19 protein-coding genes are annotated in these 20,016 nt (G+C 64.5%); 10 read left to right on the top strand and 9 right to left on the bottom strand.

Annotated features, from left to right (window positions below; genetic code table 11):
- Positions 1–65: 65 nt before the first annotated feature.
- Both OKW39_RS15615 and OKW39_RS15610 read left to right on the top strand, forming a co-directional pair.
- Positions 66–1,280, top strand: a complete 1,215-nt coding sequence (locus OKW39_RS15615; protein ID WP_429562979.1) for a class I SAM-dependent methyltransferase — start codon at positions 66–68, stop codon at positions 1,278–1,280.
- 108 nt (positions 1,281–1,388) lie between these two features.
- Positions 1,389–2,729, top strand: coding sequence for a DUF72 domain-containing protein (locus OKW39_RS15610; protein ID WP_429562978.1), 1,341 nt, complete (start codon positions 1,389–1,391; stop codon positions 2,727–2,729).
- 63 nt (positions 2,730–2,792) lie between these two features.
- Here OKW39_RS15610 and msrA read toward each other — a convergent pair whose 3' ends face one another.
- Entirely contained in the window at positions 2,793–3,332 is a 540-nt protein-coding gene (gene msrA, locus OKW39_RS15605) for a peptide-methionine (S)-S-oxide reductase MsrA (protein WP_429335245.1), read from the bottom strand.
- A 199-nt stretch (positions 3,333–3,531) separates the two neighbouring features.
- Between msrA and OKW39_RS15600 the strand changes: the two genes are divergently transcribed.
- Together OKW39_RS15600 and OKW39_RS15595 are read left to right on the top strand one after the other, a co-directional pair.
- A complete protein-coding gene (locus OKW39_RS15600) occupies positions 3,532–3,792 on the top strand; it encodes a hypothetical protein (protein WP_429335246.1) in 261 nt (86 codons plus the stop codon).
- 51 nt (positions 3,793–3,843) lie between these two features.
- Positions 3,844–4,353, top strand: a complete 510-nt coding sequence (locus OKW39_RS15595; RefSeq protein WP_090801653.1) for a flavin reductase family protein — start codon at positions 3,844–3,846, stop codon at positions 4,351–4,353.
- 73 nt (positions 4,354–4,426) lie between these two features.
- Here OKW39_RS15595 and OKW39_RS15590 read toward each other — a convergent pair whose 3' ends face one another.
- Entirely contained in the window at positions 4,427–4,948 is a 522-nt protein-coding gene (locus OKW39_RS15590) for an Lrp/AsnC family transcriptional regulator (protein ID WP_090801655.1), read from the bottom strand.
- Positions 4,949–5,078: 130 nt separating this feature from the next.
- On the opposite strand from OKW39_RS15590, the gene kynB reads away from it, so the two are divergent.
- The 4 genes from kynB (at position 5,079) to OKW39_RS15570 (ending at position 8,488) form a co-directional block, all read left to right on the top strand.
- A complete protein-coding gene (gene kynB / locus OKW39_RS15585; protein ID WP_090801656.1) occupies positions 5,079–5,783 on the top strand; it encodes an arylformamidase in 705 nt (234 codons plus the stop codon).
- On the top strand, positions 5,770–7,020 hold the full coding sequence (gene kynU, locus OKW39_RS15580; protein ID WP_429335247.1) for a kynureninase: 1,251 nt from the start codon (positions 5,770–5,772) through the stop codon (positions 7,018–7,020). Before kynB ends, kynU begins: the two co-directional genes overlap by 14 nt.
- A 10-nt stretch (positions 7,021–7,030) precedes the next feature.
- On the top strand, positions 7,031–7,957 hold the full coding sequence (gene kynA, locus OKW39_RS15575; protein ID WP_429562977.1) for a tryptophan 2,3-dioxygenase: 927 nt from the start codon (positions 7,031–7,033) through the stop codon (positions 7,955–7,957).
- 159 nt (positions 7,958–8,116) lie between these two features.
- Complete coding sequence (locus OKW39_RS15570) at positions 8,117–8,488, top strand: contact-dependent growth inhibition system immunity protein (protein WP_244144989.1); 372 nt, start codon at positions 8,117–8,119, stop codon at positions 8,486–8,488.
- Positions 8,489–8,581: 93 nt separating this feature from the next.
- Here the strand turns inward: OKW39_RS15570 and OKW39_RS15565 are convergent, their stop codons facing one another.
- The 7 genes from OKW39_RS15565 to OKW39_RS15535 all read right to left on the bottom strand — a co-directional run bounded on the left by OKW39_RS15565 (position 8,582) and on the right by OKW39_RS15535 (position 16,640).
- Positions 8,582–9,319: an SDR family oxidoreductase gene (locus OKW39_RS15565; RefSeq protein ID WP_429562976.1), complete on the bottom strand. Its 738-nt coding sequence runs from the start codon at positions 9,317–9,319 to the stop codon at positions 8,582–8,584.
- Entirely contained in the window at positions 9,316–10,860 is a 1,545-nt protein-coding gene (locus OKW39_RS15560) for an FGGY-family carbohydrate kinase (protein WP_429562975.1), read from the bottom strand. Before OKW39_RS15560 ends, OKW39_RS15565 begins: the two co-directional genes overlap by 4 nt.
- Before the next feature lie 31 nt (positions 10,861–10,891).
- Positions 10,892–11,980 (bottom strand): alcohol dehydrogenase catalytic domain-containing protein, encoded by a 1,089-nt coding sequence (locus OKW39_RS15555; protein WP_090801663.1) that lies wholly within the window; start codon positions 11,978–11,980, stop codon positions 10,892–10,894.
- Between the two features lie 40 nt (positions 11,981–12,020).
- A complete protein-coding gene (locus OKW39_RS15550) occupies positions 12,021–13,028 on the bottom strand; it encodes an ABC transporter permease (RefSeq protein WP_187614003.1) in 1,008 nt (335 codons plus the stop codon).
- Positions 13,015–14,535: a sugar ABC transporter ATP-binding protein gene (locus OKW39_RS15545; protein ID WP_429363066.1), complete on the bottom strand. Its 1,521-nt coding sequence runs from the start codon at positions 14,533–14,535 to the stop codon at positions 13,015–13,017. Before OKW39_RS15545 ends, OKW39_RS15550 begins: the two co-directional genes overlap by 14 nt.
- Positions 14,536–14,597: 62 nt before the next feature.
- Entirely contained in the window at positions 14,598–15,551 is a 954-nt protein-coding gene (locus OKW39_RS15540) for a substrate-binding domain-containing protein (protein WP_429562974.1), read from the bottom strand.
- Between the two features lie 111 nt (positions 15,552–15,662).
- The gene (locus OKW39_RS15535; protein ID WP_429562973.1) at positions 15,663–16,640 is read right to left on the bottom strand and encodes an AraC family transcriptional regulator; all 978 of its coding nucleotides are present in this window, start codon (positions 16,638–16,640) and stop codon (positions 15,663–15,665) included.
- 377 nt (positions 16,641–17,017) lie between these two features.
- Between OKW39_RS15535 and dalD the strand changes: the two genes are divergently transcribed.
- Complete coding sequence (gene dalD / locus OKW39_RS15530; RefSeq protein ID WP_429562972.1) at positions 17,018–18,439, top strand: D-arabinitol 4-dehydrogenase; 1,422 nt, start codon at positions 17,018–17,020, stop codon at positions 18,437–18,439.
- Positions 18,440–18,506: 67 nt separating this feature from the next.
- Complete coding sequence (gene xylB / locus OKW39_RS15525) at positions 18,507–19,988, top strand: xylulokinase (RefSeq protein WP_090801671.1); 1,482 nt, start codon at positions 18,507–18,509, stop codon at positions 19,986–19,988.
- Positions 19,989–20,016: the final 28 nt, after the last annotated feature.

Raw genomic sequence — 20,016 nt, 5'->3', positions numbered from 1 at the left:
AATGCGCCGCACCATGTCGCGATCCACATAGCTTTGCTTTAAATCAACGAACACGGAGAGATCACATGTTCTGGGAGAAAAAGCTGGCGCAGTGGGTTGAAGATGTCAAAACCACAGCTAACCTGCCCGCACGCCTCGTGCTGTGGGACGGTCAGCAACACGACTTCGGGCAGTTCGCCGCGCCCCGGGTCACGCTACACGTGAAGAGCGCAACCGCGCTGCCCTATCTGCTCGAACCGAGCCTCGACAATCTTGGCGAAGCCTATGTCAAAGGCAAGATCGACATCGAGGGCAAGCTGTCGGACATCATCAATATCGGCTATCAGCTCGCGCGCAGCACCGTGACGAGCGCCGGCAAGCTCGCGCGCGTGCGGCGCTACTTCAATCACTCGAAGACGTCGGATAAGAAAGCGATCCAGTATCACTACGACGTGTCGAACGAGTTCTACAGGTTGTGGCTCGACGAGAACATGGTCTACTCGTGCGCGTACTTCGAGACCGGCACCGAAGACCTCGCGACCGCGCAACTGAAGAAAATCGATCACATTCTCACCAAAATCCAGCTGCAGCCCGGGCAGCGTCTGCTCGACATCGGCTGCGGCTGGGGCGCGCTCGTGCTGCGCGCCGCGCAGAAGTTCGGCGCGAAGTGCGTCGGCGTCACGCTGTCGCAGAACCAGTTCGATCTCGCCACCGCGCGCGTGAAAGCGGCGGGCCTCGAAAACCAGATCGATATCCGCCTGCAGGACTATCGCGACGTCAAGGGGCAGTTCGACCGCATCACGAGCGTCGGCATGTTCGAGCACGTCGGCCGCAAAAACCTGCCCGGCTATTTCCAGAAGATGCACGACCTGCTCGCCGACGACGGCATCGCGATGAACCACGGCATCACGTCGAGCGACGCCGATAGCGGCGAAACCGCGCTCGGCGGCGGTGAGTTCATCGACCGCTTCGTGTTCCCGGACGGCGAGCTGCCTCACATCAGCCTCGCGCTCGAATCGATGCAGCGCGGCGGGCTCGAACCGGTTGACGTCGAAAGCCTGCGCCGTCACTATGCGCACACGCTCGACATCTGGGCGGAAAATTTCGAAGCCCACGCAGACCAGGCGCGCAAGCTCGTCGACGACGAAAAATTCCGCATCTGGCGCGTGTATCTGGCCGGCTGCGCGTATGCGTTCGAAAACGACGACGTGTCGATTTTCCAGGTGGTGTGCCGCAAAGCCGGCCGCAGCGCGAAAACCCTGCTGTGGTCGCGCCGCTACATGTACGAAAAACCGCTGTGACCCGGCTGTGACCCGGTTTGTGACCCGGTTTGTGACCGGTCGCGCCGCGGCGGCGTGCATGGAGCGCGCGCCGCGGCGCAATTCTGATGAACAGCAGGCCGGACATTGATGGACCAGAGCAGGACGAGTGACGTTGAAGAGCCGTTGAACGGCAAGGACGGCAGCGCGGACGATGCGACGCATCAGGCCGCGCAGCAGTTCGATCTGTTCGGGATGCCGGTGGAGGCCGCGGCAGAAGCGCCGGCCATGTCCGCACGTGAAGCCGATTCGGCCGCAAGCGCTGCCGCGCAGCCAGAGCACAAGCGCACCACGCCGAAGACCGCAATTTCCAACACCCCCGCGTCGCTGTTCGAAGACGACACCCCGCCCGACAGCCCCGCTCCTGAACCAGACTGCGCCCCGGCCTCCGCCGACGCTCCGAAAAAGCGCCGCAGCCGCGAGGTGCTCGCTGCACCGCCGTCGCCGGAGCTGCTCGCGCTAGCGGCGCAATTGCCGCCGCAGATCCACCTCGGCACGTCGACATGGTCGTTCCCGGGTTGGACAGGCATCGTCTACGGCGACGACTACAGCAACAGCAAACTGTCGCGCGAGGGCTTGAGTGCGTACGGCGCACATCCGCTGCTGAAGACGGTCAGCATCGACCGCTCGTTCTACCAGGCGTTGACGGTCACCGAATACCTGCGCTACGCGCAGCAGGTGCCCGAGCACTTCCGCTTCATCGTCAAGGCGCCGATGACGATCACCGACGCCACCGTGCGCGCCGAGCGCGGCGAGCCGGTGTCGCTGAACCCGTGCTTCCTGAACGCGCGGATGGCGATCGACGATTTCGTCACGCCCTGCCTCGAAGGCCTCGGCGCAAAGGCCGGCGCGCTGGTGTTCCAGTTCTCGCCGCTGCCGGACCAGATGCTCGCGCAGCCGGCGGTATTCATCGAACGACTGGGAGAGTTTTTCGACGCGCTGCCCGGGCTGCCCGACGGCAGTTGCTACGCGGTCGAGATTCGCGACGCGAGCCTGCTCACGCCGCGCTTCATCCGCATGCTGAAGACGGCTCGCGTGCGCTACTGCGTCGGCGTTCATGCGCGGATGCCCGATCCGCTGCGCCAGGCCGCGGCGCTCGCGCTGCTCGATGGCGAGCCGGCCGGTCCGCTGATCGTGCGCTGGAGCCTGCACGGCGGTTTCAAGTACGAACAGGCGAAGGCGAAGTACGAGCCGTTCAACCGGCTCGTCGACGAAGATCCGGCGACGCGCGCGTCGCTCGCCGAACTGGCCGCGCGCTACGCGCTCGCTGGTCAGCCGGTCGTGATCGCGGTCAACAACAAGGCGGAGGGATCGGCGCCGCTCAGCTGCGTGAAACTGGCCGAAGAAATCGTCGAAGCCTGCGTGCGTGTCACGCAGGGACGCGGCGATAACGGCGACGAGGTGCCATCGCGAGCACAGGAACCGCAGTGACGAACAGCAGCGGGCGGTCTTACGCATCCGCCCGTTGCCGACTCCAATCCCCGCGCTGCGCCGCTACCCCCCCTTGATCCGATGCGCGAACTTCTGGCGGAATTTCGCGACTTTCGGCGCTACCACGAACGAGCAGTAACCCTGATTCGGATGCTGCGCGAAATAGTTCTGGTGATAAGCCTCGGCGGGCCAGTAGTTGTCGCCGAGCGGCAGCACCTCGGTCACGAGCTTGCCGTCGTAGATGCGCTGTTCGCCGATCTCGCGAATCGCCTGCAGCGCGGTTTCGTGCTGCGCGTCGGAATGCGTGAAGATCACCGAGCGGTATTGCGTGCCGACGTCGTTGCCCTGCCTGTTCAGCTGGGTCGGATCGTGGATCGCGAAAAAGATGTCGAGAATCTCGCGATAGCTGATCTTGGCCGGATCGAAGTCGACCTTGACCACTTCCGCGTGACCGGTGTCGCCGTCGCAGACCTGCTCGTAGCTCGGATGGCGCGCGTGACCGCCCGCATAACCCGACTCCACCGCATTGACGCCCTCGACGCCCAGATACACCGCTTCGAGGCACCAGAAACATCCACCGCCGAGCGTTGCTATCTCGTTCATAAGCTTCACCCCAGGATCAGATTCACACAATGATCGGCAGCCGGCCTGCGTAGCGCCGCCGTATCTGCCACCGCATCCGAATATATGGCCGAACACGCGTTCTGAAAGGCGCAGTCAGGCACGAGTCAGGCACCCGTCGCGCAATGACCGCAAATCCGGCCGTGCAGATATCGAGTATAGAAACGCCGGCACGCGACGTGTGAATAACCGTGCCTCACACACGCAAGCGCCGCACCCGCGCCTCGATCCAGCACGATCGGCAAATTTTCGGGTGCAGCCTTTCGAGGCGATCGTCGCTGCAACCGCCCGGCTGCCACGCGCCGCACGCATCGTGGTGCGGCGCGCGCGGCGATTGCAGTTAAAATTGGCGGAAATCAACGATTTTCACCATGACTTTCGAAACATCCGCTTCCCGCCGCGCGGGTATACGCTTCAATTCGCGCTTCAATTCGCGCCTTGATTCGCGCTGCAGTCGGTCTTTCACACGGCGCGCGACGGGGGCCTCGCCCCGATGAAGCGCGCGAGCCCACCCAACTTCGACCCGTCCGCGTTCAAACAGGCGCTCAGCCAGTTCGCGACCGGCGTCACCGTGATCACGACGCGCGCCGCGTCCGGCCAACTGATCGGCATCACGGCCAGTTCGTTCAACTCGGTGTCGCTTTCTCCGCCGCTCGTGCTGTGGAGTCTGGCGACGCGCTCCGCGTCGATGCCGGTGTTCCGCGCCAACAGTCACTACGTGATCAATGTGTTGGCCTCGACCCAGCTCGATCTGTGCAAGCGCTTCGCGACCGTGAAGGGCGACCGCTTCGAGGGCGTGTCGCACGCGGCGGGCGACAGCGGCATGCCGGTGCTCGACGGCGCACTCGCGTGGTTCGAATGCCATAACCGCAGCCGCTACGAGGAAGGCGACCACGTGATTTTCGTCGGCGAAGTGGAGCGCTGCGGTGTGCACGAAAATGCCGCGGACATGCTGCCGCTCGTGTTCCAGAGCGCGCAGTTCCACGGCCTGAAGCCGCTTTGAGCGGCGCGGCGCTTCCCTGGCGTCTGTAGCGCCTGTCGCTCGGACGCGTCGAAAACGGCGCGCCCCGCCCTCATCATCCTGAACGGTCGCTATGCGTGGCTCCGTGCCCGCTGTTCTTCTTCACGAGCGACACCGGCACGCCCGAATCTTCCTTCAGCGTTTCGAGCACGATGTTCGAGCGGATGTCCATCACCCCCGGCGCCTTGTACAGGCGATTGAGCACGAAGTCCGAATAGTGCTTGAGGTTGTGCGCGAGCACGCGCAGCAGATAGTGGGTTTCGCCGGTCACGACGAAAGCGCCGACCACTTCGGGCCAGTCGCGCAGCGCTTCGGCAAAACTCTCGTGCCAGTTCTGCTGATCGTTGCGCATCGATACCTGCACGAACGCTTCCAGCTCGAACCCCAAAACTTCGCGGTTCAGGCACGCTCGGTAGTGTTCGATGACGCCCTGCTCTTCCAGCAGACGCAGGCGTCGCAGACAGGCCGATGGCGAGAGCGAGATGCGCTCCGCCAGGTCGAGATTGCTGATCCGTCCTTCCTGCTGAAGCACCGTCAAGATACGGCAATCGGTGGCGTCGAGCGAGATCGCGTTCATATTCGGTCTCCCTTTCCTGTTTGACTCAAATTATGTTCCAAGACACGGCTGGTAAGGAGATTTTTTCGCAATCACATTTCACAGCTTGACCTCTATCATTTAGAGATCGCTACCAACCGCCGACACCGCCATGCGAGCACTCTGGGACATCACCCCCGCCGTCGATACCGCCACGCCCGTCTGGCCGGGCGACACGCCGGTCGGCATCGAGCGCGTCTGGCGCATGGAGGCTGGCTCGCCGGTCAATGTCGCGCGTCTGACGATCTCGCCGCACACCGGCGCGCATACCGATGCGCCGCTGCACTACGACGTCGACGGCGCCGCGATCGGCAACGTGCCGCTCGACGCATATCTCGGTTTATGCAGAGTGATTGACTGTATCGGCGCGTCGCCTGTTGTGACGCCACAACATCTGGCCGGCTCGCTCGACGACTTGCCGCCGCGAGTCTTACTGCGCACTTACAGAAAAGCGCCGACGCGCGAGTGGGATAGTGCGTTCTGCGCGGTCGCGCCCGAGACCGTCGACCTGCTGGCCGCGCGCGGCGTGACGCTGCTCGGCATCGATACGCCGTCGCTCGATCCGCAGGAATCGAAGACGATGGATGCGCATCACCGCATTCGCGCGCACCGGATGGCGATTCTCGAGGGCATCGTGCTCGACGCGGTCGAACCCGGCGACTACGAGCTGATCGCGCTGCCGCTGAAGCTGACCACGCTCGACGCGAGCCCGGTGCGCGCGGTGCTGCGTGCACTGCCCGGCTCGCGCTCAGCCACGCTCCCCGGCGAGCGATCAACCCGACAACCCAACCCATCGAACCACCATGAACCATCGTGATGAAGCCGTGGCGCTCGACAGCGCCGACCCGCTCGCAGCGCTGCGCGAACAGTTCGCGCTGTCGCCGACGACCATCTATCTCGACGGCAACTCGCTCGGCGTGCCGCCGGCCGCCGCCGCGCAGCGCGCGCAGACCGTGATCGCCGCCGAATGGGGCGAAGGACTGATCCGCAGCTGGAACAATGCCGGCTGGTTTGCGCTGCCGCGCCGACTCGGCAACAAGCTCGCGCCGCTGATCGGCGCGGCCGAAGACGAAGTCGTGATTACCGACACGATCTCGATCAACCTGTTCAAGCTGCTGTCGGCCGCCGTGCGGCTCGCCAATGCGCGCGATCCGAAGCGTCGCGTGATCGTGTCCGAGCGCTCGAACTTCCCGAGCGATCTGTATATCGCGCAGGGCCTGATCGAGCAGCTCGATCGCGGCTACGAGCTGCGCCTCGTCGACGATCCATCCGAACTGCCCGGCGCGATCGGCGAGGACACCGCGATCGCGATGATCACGCACGTGAACTACCGCACCGGCTACATGCACGACATGGCCGCGCTGACGAAGCTGATACACGACAGGGGCGCGCTCGCGCTGTGGGATCTCGCGCATTCGGCGGGCGCGGTGCAGGTCGATCTGAACGGCGTCGGTGCCGACTACGCGGTCGGCTGCACGTACAAGTACCTGAACGGCGGTCCCGGTTCGCCCGCGTTCGTGTGGGTGCCCAGGCGTCACCAGAACGGGTTTGCGCAACCGCTGTCGGGCTGGTGGGGGCATCGCGCGCCGTTCGAGATGAACCCGACGTATCAGCCCGACAACGGCGTGGGCCGCTACCTGTGCGGCACGCAGCCGATGGTGTCGATGGCGCTCGTCGAATGCGGGCTCGACGTGTTCCTGCAAACGTCGATGCAGGCGGTCCGCCAGAAGTCGCTCGCGCTGACCGATCTGTTCATCGAACTCGTCGAGACACGTTGCAGCGAATTTCCACTGAAGCTCGTGACGCCGCGTGAGCATGCGCAGCGCGGCTCGCACGCGAGCTTCGAACATCCGCACGGCTACGAGGTGATGCAGGCGCTGATCTCGCACGGCGTGATCGGCGACTATCGCGAGCCGCACGTGCTGCGCTTCGGCTTCACGCCGCTGTACACGCGCTTCGTCGACGTATGGGACGCCGTCGAAATCTTGCGCGACGTGCTCACCCGCGAGGCCTGGCGGGCCCCTGAATTCGCCCAGCGCGGCGCCGTTACCTGAGGACGACAGAATGACCGATCACATGCACACGCCGGGCTTGCCAGAAGAACCGGCGGCACAAGGCTGCCCGTTCGGGCACGGACGGACGGCGTCGGCGCCGTCCGCGAGCGCGGCCGACAGCGGCTGGCACGACGCGCAGCTCGACTTCTCGGACTCGATGAGCTACGGCGATTATCTGTCGCTCGGCACGGTGCTGGACGCGCAGCATCCGTTGTCGCCGGATCACAACGAGATGCTGTTCATCATCCAGCATCAGACGAGCGAGCTATGGATGAAGCTCGCGCTGTACGAACTGCGCGCGGCGCTCGCGGCCGTGCATCGCGACGACCTGCCGCCCGCGTTCAAGATGCTTGCGCGCGTGTCGCGAATCATGGAGCAGCTGGTGCAGGCGTGGAGCGTGCTCGCGACGATGACGCCGTCCGAATACACGGCGATGCGGCCGTACCTCGGCAGTTCGTCGGGCTTTCAGTCGTATCAGTACCGGCAGATCGAATTCCTGCTCGGCAACAAGAACGAGCAGATGCTGAAGCCGCACGAGCATCGCGCCGACGTGTACGCGCAAGTGAAGGCATCACTCGAAGCGCCGTCGTTCTACGACGAAGTGGTGAGGCTGCTCGCGCGCCGCGGCTTCAGGATTTCGCCCGCGCGGCTCGAACGCGACTGGACGAGGCCGACCGAACATGATGCATCGGTCGAAGCGGCGTGGCTCGAGGTGTATCGCAATCCGTCCGAGCATTGGGAGCTGTACGAGATGGCCGAGGAACTCGTCGATCTGGAGGATGCGTTTCGCCAGTGGCGCTTCCGCCACGTGACGACGGTCGAGCGCATCATCGGCTTCAAGCAGGGCACCGGCGGCACGAGCGGCGCGCAGTATCTGCGCAAGATGCTCGACGTGGTGCTGTTTCCCGAGCTGTGGCACGTGCGGACGATGCTGTAGCGGTTAGCGCGCGTAAGGCACTTCCCGGGCAAACCTGGGATCCTGGCGGAGAACAAAGAGCAAGCCAACACTATTACGCAAGTTCGGAGTTATCCGAATCTTGAGAGATGGTCAGCATGGCAGCATCGGAACCCCATAAAAACATCAGAGGGTTTCGATATGCCCGGTGCCGATGACGACGAAGGACTGAAGGTTGTACTGAGTGCTCAGCAACTCGCGGCTGTGCTATCCGGCCAGTCGATCAATCTGAGATACGAAAATTTGTATCAATTGATTGGTGGCCGCTTCCATGAAGATTTCGACTTGTTCGGAAACACAATTGAGGAATTGGTTTTGTCTTTTACATGCGAATGCACACCGGAAGAGATAAACGCGACGGTGGCCGAGATAGACCGATTCAAGAGCGATCATGCGGGGAACCTTGACGCAGCATTTGAGGAAAATTTTGGCTACCAGTGCAATCCGACCGTGTGGGAGCAGACCACCGAGGCTTTTCTCGACAAGCTTAAGCGTCTTCTTCTGAGCGAGTAGCCCGCACTTCCAACCACCGGACGGCCCCACACCGTCTGGTAGGGCCTCCGCCTACTTCCATTTCACCCGGCAACCGACAATGCCTGACACCCGCTAGCGCGCCGTGTAACCACCATCGATCGGCAAACACACCCCGCTGATCATCGACGCCGCGTCGCTCAACAGAAACAGAATCGGCGCGGCAACTTCGTCGGATTCGGCAAAGCGCCTGAGCGGAATCGCCTGCAAAGCGGGATCGCGTTTGACAGGATCGCTCCACGCCAGCACCGCCATCGGCGTCAGCGTGACCGTCGGGTTCACGCTGTTCACGCGAATTCCGTACGGCCCCAGTTCGATGCACAACGCGCGCGTGACCGCATCGAGCGCGGCCTTCGACGCCGAATAGCTCAGATGATCGTCGAGCGCGACGAGCGCGGCCTGGCTCGACACGTTGACGATGCTGCCCGCGCGCCCCGCGTCGAGCATGCCACGCGCGACGTGCTTCGCGACCAGCACCGCCCCGCGCGCATTCACCGCCATCACGCGATCGAAGCTTGCGGCCGTCGTTTCCACCGCGCGTTCGAGCAACGCGATGCCCGCGCAATTCACCAGACCGTCGAACGGTTCGAGCGAGGCCATTGCTTCGTCGATCACGGCTTCGTCGCTGATGTCGAGCCTCAACGGCTCGCAGCCGGTTTCCTCGGCGAGCCGCGCGAGCTCATTCACGTTGCGCGCGGCCGCGATGACCGACGCGCCGCTCGCGCACAGCGCCTCGACCGTCGCGCGGCCGATGCCGCTGGAGGCGCCCGTCACCAGAATCGAGCGGCCGGAAAAATCGAAAGTAGCGTTCATGATGATTGCAAGCGATGCATGACCGGCTTCAACGCCGGATAGAGGTCCGTGTACACGCCGAAGCGCTCTTTGTATAGCGCCATGCGCCGTGCCTCGGGCTGCGCGCGCTCGATCAGCGTGACCCAGCCGCCTTGCGCCGCTTCGCGCGACACGAGGCCGACGCCGAGCGCGGCGAGCAGCGCGGCGCCCATCGCGGCTTCGACGTCCTGCTCGATCGTGTAGACCGGATAGCCGGTGACGTCGGCGATGATCTGCATCCACAGGTCCGAATGCGCGGCGCCGCCGACCACGATCAGCTTGTCATCGAGCGATTGCGCGCCTTTGCGCCCCGCCTCGATGTTGTGCTTCAGCGCGAACGACACGCCTTCGAGCACGGCGCGATACAGATGCGCGCGCGTATGAAACAGCGACAGCCCGACGAACGCGCCGCTCGCCTTCGCATCCCACACCGGGCTGCGCTCGCCCATCAGATACGGCAGGAACAGCACGCCGTCGGCGCCGGCCGGCACTTGCGCGGCGCTCTCTTCGAGCAGCCGATGCGGATCGCCATGCGGTGTCGCGCGCGCGGCCTCGATCTCCGCGTGACAGAACTGCTCGCGATACCAGGTGACCGACGCGCCCGCGGTAATCGCGCCGCCGAATACGTAGATGTCGTGCTGCCCGTTGAAAACGTGCGGCATGCTGATCAAACCGTGCCGTGCGTCGACACGCTGATTGAGGTAACCCCAGCACATGCTGGTGCCGATCATCGCGACGTGCTGCCCCGCGCGCGTGACGCCGGCCGCGAACGTCGCCGTCGCCGCATCGACGCCACCCGCGACGATCGCCGTGCCCGCGTCGAGCCCGAGCTGCGCGGTCCATTGCGACAACAGCCCGCCCACCACCTCCGACGATTCGACCAGCCGCTCCGGCATCATCGTCGCGGGAATGCCGAGCATGTCGAGCGCTTCGTCCGACCAGTCGCGCCGCGCGATATCGTAGACGCCGCCGATATTGCCGGCCGAGCTGTGATCGACGGCGACCTCGCCGGTCAGCATGTAGATCACGTATGCGTTCGGCGGCAAAAAATAGCGCGTATGCGCCCACACGTCCGGCTCGTTTTCGCGCAGCCACAACATCTTCGTGTAACCGTAGTAGCTATCGACGCCGTTGCCGGTGATCGTGTAGAGCCGTTCGAGATCGACGTTCTCGCGCACCCAGTCGACCTGAGCGGTCGCGCGCCGGTCCATCCAGATCAGGCACGGCGCGAGCGGCCGCATGTCGTTGTCGACCGCAATGCCCGAGCCGCCGTACAGGCTACTCACGCACAGTGCCTTGATCGCGCCCGGCGCGATGCCGGCCGCCTTCGCCTCGCTGACGCACGCGGCCACGCATTCGACCGCGGCCTTCAGCCACACCGCGGGCCACTGCTCGGCCCACAATGGCTTCGGCGTATCGGGCTGATAGCTCGACGCATGCTGCGCGACGATCGCGCCGTGCTCGTCGACCAGCAGCGCCTTCGTGCTCTGCGTGCCGATATCGACGCCGATGACGTAGTTCATAGAGTCTCCGTTGAAACGCCGCGCCCCAGATTCACGCGCGCGGCTTCATCAGCACCTTGATCGAATCGAGCGAGTTCGCGATCCTGATCGCTTCGTCCCATTCTTCCAACGAAAAGCCGTGCGTGACGATGCCCTTCGACGTAACGAGTCCGCGCGCGAGCAGATCGATTGCGATCGGATAGCAATAGGGCCCAAGATGCGCGCCGCGCACGTCGAGTTCCTTGCGATCGCCGATCACCGACCAGTCGAGCGTCGTATCCGCGCCGAACACCGAGAATTCGACGAAGCGCCCGAGCTTGCGGATCAGGTCCATCCCCTGATTCACCCCAATCGGCGCACCCGTCGTTTCGATATAGACGTCGCAGCCGTAGCCGTCCGTCAGTGAATGGATGATCGCGAGCGCGTCGTCCTTCCGAGGATTGATCGTCACGTCCGCGCCATATTCGCGCGCGAGTGCGAGCCGTTCTTCGACGAGATCGATCACGACGAGCCGCTTCGGCGTCTTCAGATGCGCGACCTGCGTCATCATCAGACCGAGCGGCCCCGCGCCCGCGATCACGACCACGTCGTCGAGTTGCAGATCGCCGCGATTGACCGTGTGAATCGCACACGCGAGCGGCTCGATGATCGCGGCGTCTTCGAGCGAGATGCCGTCGGGAATCTTGTGGACGATCGCGGTCGGCGGAATGCGCATGTACTCGGCCATGCCGCCGTCCGCCACCTCGCGCTGAAAGCCGAAGATGTTGTGCACTTCGCACATCCAGTACTGGCCGGATTTGCAGTAGCGGCACTTGCCGCACGGCACGATCTGCTCGGCGATCACGCGCTCGCCCTTCTGCACGCCGAAATGCTCGGCCGCGCCCTCGCCCAGTTCCTCGACATAGCCGAAGAACTCGTGGCCCGGAATCACCGGTGCCTTGACCCATGGGCTCGGGCCGCCCCAGAACATCTTCGCGCCCGAATGGCATTTGCAGTCGCTCGCGCAGATGCCGCACGCGGCGATGCGGATCACGAGTTCGTGCGCGCGCGCGCGTGGTTTCTGTACCTGCTCGACTCGATAGTCTTTCGGTGCATGACAGACGATGGCGGTCATGTTCTGCTGGTCGGATTGAGTCGTCATTGCATGGTCCTGCGAAAAGAGGGATGTGGGGAAGCGAGCGTTACTTTCTGCGGTCGCGGCTGATATAGATTGCGAGCAGAATGATTCCGCCCTTGATCACGTTCTGCACGTACGGATTCACGCCGACCATGTTCAGGCCGTTATTCAGGACGCCGAGTAACAGCGCGCCGATCAGCGTGCCGATGATCGAGCCGCGCCCACCGGAGATCGACGTGCCGCCCATCACGACGGCGGCGATCGCGTCGAGTTCGAAACCGACGCCCGCGTTCGGCTGGCCGCTCATCAGGCGCGCGGTCAGCACGATCGCGGCAAACGCGGACGTCAAACCCGCGATCGTGTAGACGATCAGCTTCACGCGCGCGACGCGCACGCCGGACAGTCGCGTCGCCTGCTCGTTACCGCCGATCGCATACACATAGCGGCCAAACGGCATCCGTTCGAGCAGCACCCACGCGATCAGATAGATCACCGCCATGATCACGACCGGCGCCTGGACGCCGAGAATCTTGCCGCTGCCGAAGAAGCTGACCCAGTCGGGCAGACCGTCGATCGGGTAGCCGCCCGTGTAGATCAGTGCGAGGCCGCGCGCGATACCCATCGTTGCGAGTGTGACGATGATCGGCGGCATGCCGGCGAACGCGACGAAAAAGCCGTTGGCCGCGCCGAAGCCGAGACCGACCGCGAGGCCGACCGCAAGCGCGGCCACCCCATTCATGCCGGCGACCATCAGCCCGGCCGACAGCGTGCCCGAGAGCGCCATCACCGAGCCGACCGACAGATCGATGCCGCCCGTCAGGATCACGCAGGTCATGCCGACCGCGATGATCGCGTTGATCGACACCTGGCGCAGGACGTTCTCGATGTTCGCGGCCGAGAGAAAGCTGTCGCTCGCGAACACCATTACGATGCAGACGACCAGCAGGCCGATGAACGGATAGAACAGCGTCGAGCGCTTAAGCGCGGCCCACGTGAAGCGCACCGGCGCGCCCGGCGTGTCGCTGTTGACACTCGATGTTTTCGGCGAAGAGGAAGGATTAGGCATGTTCATGAGAGGCTCCGAGCGAACCGGCGGTCGCATAGGTCATCACGGCGTTCGATTCGATCGCGTCGCCTTCGAGCAGCGCTTCGATGCGGCCCTGCCGGAATACGGCGACGCGGTCGCACATGCCGACGATCTCCGGCAACTCGGACGAGATCATGATGATCGAGTAGCCGCGCGCGGTCAGTTCGCGCATCAGCAGATAGATTTCGGCCTTCGCGCCGACGTCGATGCCGCGTGTCGGTTCGTCGAAGATCAGGATGTTGGTGTGGTGATTGAGCCAGCGCGCGATCACGACCTTCTGCTGATTGCCGCCCGACAGCGTCGCGACTTCGGTGTGCATCGTTGGGGCCTTCACGCCGACGCGCTTCATGATGTCGGCGGTCGCGCGCGCTTCGCTACGTTGGTCGATGAAGAAACGTAGCGACCGGTACTTGCCGAGGTTGTTGATCGAGATGTTCTGCTTGATCGAGAACTCGGTAATGAGCCCTTCGGTCTTGCGGCTCTCGGGCAGAATGCCGACGCCCGCGCGCAGCGCATCGGCCGGGTCGGCGAGCTTCGCGGCCGCGCCGTTGACGCGAATTTCCTTCGCGTATGCACGGTCCGCGCCGATCACCGCGAGGGCGGTCTCGGTGCGCCCCGAACCGACGAGTCCCGCGAAGCCGAGAATCTCGCCCTCGCGCAGCGTGAAGCTCAGCTCGGGGCTGTCTTTGAACAGCTGCAAGCGCACGACGTCGAGCACGACCTTCGCGTCGGCGCGCGGCGTCGGCTTCGGCGGAAAGCTGCTTTCGATGCGGCGTCCCACCATCATCTGCACGAGCCGGCTCACGTCGGATTGCGCGACCTCGGTCGTGCCGACGTACTGGCCGTCGCGCAGCACCGTGATGCGGTCGCACACCTCGAAAATCTCTTCGAGGTGGTGCGAGATGAAGATCATCGCGACGCCCTGCTGCTTCAGCTCGCGCATGATCGCGAACAGATGCGCGGCCTCGGCGGGCGTCAGCGTCGCGGTCGGTTCGTCGAGAATCAGCACGCGCGCATCGAGCGACAACGCCTTGCCGATTTCGACGAACTGCTGCTGCGCTACCGACAGTTCCCGGATCTGCACCGACAGATCGATCGCTACGCCAAGCCGCTCGAAAATCCGCGCCGCCGCGCGCCGCATGCTGCCGCGTTCGAGCAGACCGAAGCGGTTGCGCAATTCACGGCCGAGAAACATGTTCTCCACCGCGTTCAGATACGGAATCAGGCTGAACTCCTGAAACACGATACCGACGCCCGCGGCCACCGCGTCGTGATAGTTCGCGAAGTGGCGTTGCTCGCCGTCGAGCGTGATCGTGCCTTCGTCGGGCTGGTAGATACCGCACAGAATCTTCATCAGCGTCGACTTGCCCGCGCCGTTCTCGCCGAGCAGCGCGTGAATCTCGCCGCGCGCGATCTCGAGGTGAATGCCTTGCAGCGCCTTCACGCCGGGAAAGCTCTTGCTGATGTTGTCGAGCTTCAGAATCGTGTCCATCGCATGTTCCTGTGCCGCGCGCCGCCGCGCATGATCCGCACGCGCGGCAGCCTGCGCTTGCGTTACCAGCTGAAGCCCTTAGCGTTGCTCTTGTCGATCATCTTCACGTCGACCGGAATCGCTTTCGGCACATTGGCGCCCCACTTCTTCGCGAGCGCGATGCCGAGCGCGATGCGCACCTGGTCGGCCGGGAATTGCGCGGACGTCTCGACGAATTTCGAATTCGGCTTCTGGATCGCGGCGATCGCTTCCGGTGCGCCGTCGACGCTCGTCAGCTTGATGTCCTTGCCCGACGATTCGATCGCCGACAGCGCGCCCATCGAGCCGCCGTCGTTCACGCTGAACACGCCCTTCAGGTTCGGGTGCGCCTGGATCATGTTCTCGGTGACGGACAACGCGGTCGCGCGTTCCTGCTTACCGTTCTGCGTATCGACGAGCTTCACGCCCGGCGATTTCGCGAGCGCCGCCTTGCAGCCGCGCACGCGTTCGAGAATCGGCACGACCGGAATGCCGTCGAGAATCGCCACTTCGCCGCTGCCGCCGATCGACTTCGCGAGGTAGTCGCACGCCATCACGCCCGCGTCGTAGTTCTTCGAGCCGACGAACGAATCGACCGGACCGTTCGCGTTCGCATCGACCGCGACCACGACGACGCCCGCCTTCTTCGCCGACATGACCGCCGACTGGATGCCGGTCGAGTCGGTCGGATTGACGAGCAGGATGTCGATCTTCTTTTGCAGCATGTCTTCGACGTCGCTGACCTGCTTGCTGACGTCGTGATGCGCGTCGGTGACGAGGACCGTCGCGCCGGTCGACGCGGCCGCGTCGTTCAGCGCTTTCTGCATCGTCACGAAGTACGGGTTGTTCAGTTCCTGGAACGTCATGCCGATTTTGAGCGGCGCGGCCTGCGCGGTCTGCGCGGCCGACACAGCGACTAGCGACAGACCGAACGCGAGCGCGGCGACACGGCGCGCGAACATCATCGAAGGGTTAAGTGAAAGAGTAGACGGCTTCATGGTTGTCTCCATTTTTTGAAGTGAGCACGCCCCCTCGCGCTGTGGGCGCACAGCGCGATCGATGCGTGTTGAAACGCGAGTGGAATAAAGCTGTGAACTACCGGATGGGCACTATGTGACCGGGTACGCAACACCGCTACGCGACAAGCCCGGCGCGAGCACGATCGCCGGCGCGTTGTCGATGCCCCTGCCATGCGCGGCCGCCTGCTCGGAAGCATCGCGGCTCGCATCGTTCAGTTGCTGATAACGGCGAAACGTCGACGGCGCCATGCCCTTCATCGCAAGAAACTGCCGGTTGAAATTCGACAGGTTGTTGAAGCCCGCCTTGAAGCAGATGTCGGTCACGCTCAGTTCGCCATCGGTCAGCAACTGGCACGCGAGATTGATGCGCATGCGGTTCACGTACTGCACGAACGGCAGCCCGGTATGGCGACGGAAATAACGCGAAAACGCGCTGACGCTCTGGCCGGCGAGTTGCGCAAGCTCCGACTCGCGCAACTCGTTCGCGAGGTTCTTGCCGATATACGCGAGCACGTGATTGATGCGGGTCGCCGCGAAGCTGGTCGGATCGGCCTGATAAGCGGGACTCGCGAGCGTGTCGCGATCCGGCGCGTTGATCAGGATCTCGAGCATCGACATGAACAGCACGAGCCGGCGCAGCCCGCGCGCCGCGAGCAGTTCGAGAAAGAGCGGCTTGATCTGCGCGGACGTCTCCAGACCGAACGACAGGCCGCGACGCGCATCGGCGAGCAGCGCCTCGACCTGACGCCACTCCGGAAAACTCTCGAGACAGTTCGATACGAACTCCTGGCCGAATTGCACGACCAGATTGCGCTGCGCGACGCTCTCGCCTTCGGGCACGTCGCTGACCCAGTTGTGCGGCAGGTTCGGCCCCATCAGCACGAGGTTGCCGGGCGCGAAGCTGCCGATGTGATCGCCGACGAACATCTTGCCGGTCGTCGCGACGATCAGATGGATTTCGTACTCCGGATGAAAGTGCCAGCGCACCGTGCGATACGGATAGCCATGCGACCACACTTTGAACGATTCGTCGTGGCGTACGGCCACGATTTCGAGATCAGGTTGCACTGTCTGCCTCCATGAAGCGGCGCGCGGGAGACGCCGCCGATCTTGATCTTGTAAAGCGAAAAGTAACCGCCAAACGCGTTGGCAACCACTTTAAAAGAAACCGCGGACCGATACTTTTTTGTATTCGGGTTAGCCCCGACGCGTGCGCGGTCAAATTTGATGCAATGCAATATGAGCGGCGCGACTCGTTTTCTCGCCTCGGTGCTCGTCGCTGCCGCCGGCGCATCGCCCATGCCGCGCTGCGCCATCAAAAGCCCGCCCCCTTGCCTTGACTTTCGTTTCTCCGGGTACGATCATTCGCTCACATACGGAGCAAATGCTCTGCACGCACAGAACGCGCGCCGCGAGCGCCGCGGACAAGTTTTTGGAGACACAACATGAACAGCGGGCAAGGCAGCGGCGCGGCCGCACACGTGATCCTGCACATCGGCGCGGGATCGTTTCATCGCGCGCATCAGGCGTGGTATCTGCACCGGCTGAACGAAGCGAGCACGGCCGGCGAGCCGCGCTGGTCGCTGAGCGTGGGCAATATCCGCGGCGACATGAACCCGGTGCTCGAAGCGCTCGCCGCGCAGAACGGCGTCTACACGCTCGAAACCGTCACGCCGCAAGGCGAGCGCGCCTACGAGACGATCCGCTCGATCGAGCGCGTGCTGCCATGGAGCGAAAGCCTCGACGGACTGATCGAAGCGGGCGCCGATCCGGCTTGCAAGATCATCGCGTTCACCGTGACCGAAGGCGGCTATTACCTCGACGAACACGACCGGCTCGACACCGCGAATGCCGATCTCGCCGCCGACCTGGCCGGCGGCCACACGACGATCTACGGCGCGCTCGCGGCGATTCTCGACGCGCGCGTGAAGCGCGGCGCGGGACCCGTCACGCTGCAGACCTGCGACAACCTGCGCAGCAACGGCGAGCGCTTTCATGCGGGCATGAGCGAGTTTCTCGAACGACGCGGCGCGAACGAACTGGCGCAATGGTTCGACGACAACACGTCATGCCCGTGTTCGATGGTCGATCGCATCACGCCGCGTCCGACGCCCGACGTGCGCGAGCGCGTGAAGGCCGCGACCGGCGTCGACGATGCGAGTCCGGTGATGGGCGAGGCGTTCATCCAGTGGGTGATCGAAGACCGCTTCATCGCGGGACGGCCCGCCTGGGAGAAGGTCGGCGCGGAACTCGTCGATTCGGTGCTGCCGTACGAGGAAGCGAAGATCCGCATTCTCAACGCGACGCATAGCTGCATCGCGTGGGCGGGCACGCTGGTCGGCCTGAACTACATCCACGAAGGCACGCTCGACGCCGACATCCGCCAGTTCGCGTACGACTACGTGACCGAGGACGTGATCCCGTGTCTGACACCGAGTCCGCTCGATCTCGAACGCTATCGCGACGTCGTGCTCGAGCGCTTCAGCAACCCGCATATCCTCGACACGAACCAGCGCGTCGCCGCCGATGGCTTCTCGAAGTTGCCCGGCTTCATCGCGCCGACACTCGCCGAATGCTTCGAGCGCGGCGTCACGCCGGCGGCGAGCGCGATGCTGCCCGCGTTGTTCTTCCGCTTTCTGGAACGCTGGCACACGGGCAAGCTGCCCTACGCGTATCAGGACGGCGTGATGGAAGAGCGCGTCGCGCACGCCTTTTTCACGGCACCCGATCCGCTGCGCGCGTTCGCGGCCGACCGGCTGCTGTGGGGCGGCATGGCGCAGACGCGCGAGCTCGAAGCGGCGCTCGCGGGCGCGCTCGCGCGGGTCGACGCATGGCTCGTCGAACGCGGCGCGACTAGCCAGGCTTAATGCGCATGACAGCGCGCGCGATGAACCGCTAAAGTAGCGCATCCCCAACGACGAAGGTTTCGCTCCCATGTACCTAGGCATCGACCTCGGCACGTCCGAAGTGAAAGTTCTGCTGCTCGCCTCCGACGGCCGCGTGATCGGCACCGCAGGCTCGCCGTTCACCGTTTCGCGTCCGCACCAGCGCTGGGCCGAGCAGAATCCCGAAGACTGGTGGGCCGGCACGCGCACGGCGCTCGCCGCGTTGCGCGCGCGTCATCCCGACGAATTCGCGCAGATTCGCGGCATCGGCCTGTCGGGGCAGATGCACGGCGCGGTGCTGCTCGACGCGGAAAACCGCGTGCTGCGGCCCGCGATCCTGTGGAACGACATGCGCAGCGACAAGGAGTGCGCGGAGCTGACCGAGCGCGCGCCGGAACTGCACAGCGTCGCCGGCAATCTGGCGATGCCCGGTTTCACGGCGCCGAAGCTGCTGTGGGTCGCGCGTCACGAGCCGGAGATTTTCGCGAGGACTGCCTGCGTGCTGCTGCCGAAAGACTATCTGCGCCTGCAACTGACGGGCGGCAAGGTGTCCGATCCATCGGACGCGGCCGGCACATTGTGGCTCGACGTCGCGAAACGCGATTGGTCCGATTCGCTGCTCGCTGCCTGCAACATGACGCGCGCGCAGATGCCGGCGCTGCGCGAAGGCAGCGCGCCGGCCGGCACGCTGCTGCCGGAACTCGCGCGCGAATTCGGCCTGCGCGACGACGTGATCGTCGCGGCCGGCGGCGGCGACAACGCGACCAGCGCGATCGGCATCGGCGCGACGCAACCGGGCGACGGCTTCGTGTCGTTGGGCACCTCGGGCGTGCTGTGCGTGGTCGGCGACAGCTTCCGCCCGAACCCGGCCTCCGCCGTGCACGCGTTCTGTCATGCGATCCCGGACCGCTGGCATCAGATGAGCGTGGTGCTGTCGGCGGCGAGCTGTTTGCGCTGGGTCTGCAAGCTGACGTCGACCGACGAGCCGACGCTGCTCGCCGAAATCGAGGCGCTGCCCGCCGAGGCCTTGACCACCGCGCCGCTCTTTTTGCCGTATCTGTCGGGCGAGCGCACGCCGCACAACGACCCCTATGCGCAAGGCGTATTCTTCGGCATGACTCACGCAACCGACCGCGCGCTGCTCGGCTACGCGGTGCTCGAAGGCGTGACGCTCGCGCTGACCGACGGCCTCGACGCGCTGCGCGCGGCCGGCACCGAGGCGAAGGTGTTGTCGCTGCTCGGCGGCGGCGCACGCAGCGACTACTGGGCCCAGTTGCTCGCCGATGCGCTCGACACCGTCACCGTCAAGCACGGCGGCGGCGAAACCGGCGCGGCGCTCGGCGCGGCGCGTCTCGGCTGGCTCGCCGCCGGTGGCGAGCCGGCCACCGTGCTGACCAAGCCGCCTGTCGAAAAGGAGTTCACACCGAATCCGCGCCGCCACGCGCAATTGCGCACGCGGCTCGAAGCGTATCGCGCGCTGTATCGCCACGTACGGCCGCTGTTCGATCCCGCGCGCGCACCGCTCGCCTGAGCGTCAACCGCGGCCGGCCCGCGCGACA

The sequence above is a fragment of the Paraburkholderia sp. MM6662-R1 genome (assembly GCF_050436245.1).
Classification (GTDB): Bacteria; Pseudomonadota; Gammaproteobacteria; order Burkholderiales; family Burkholderiaceae; genus Paraburkholderia; species Paraburkholderia tuberum.
This window is presented reverse-complemented; position numbering and strand designations above follow the sequence as displayed.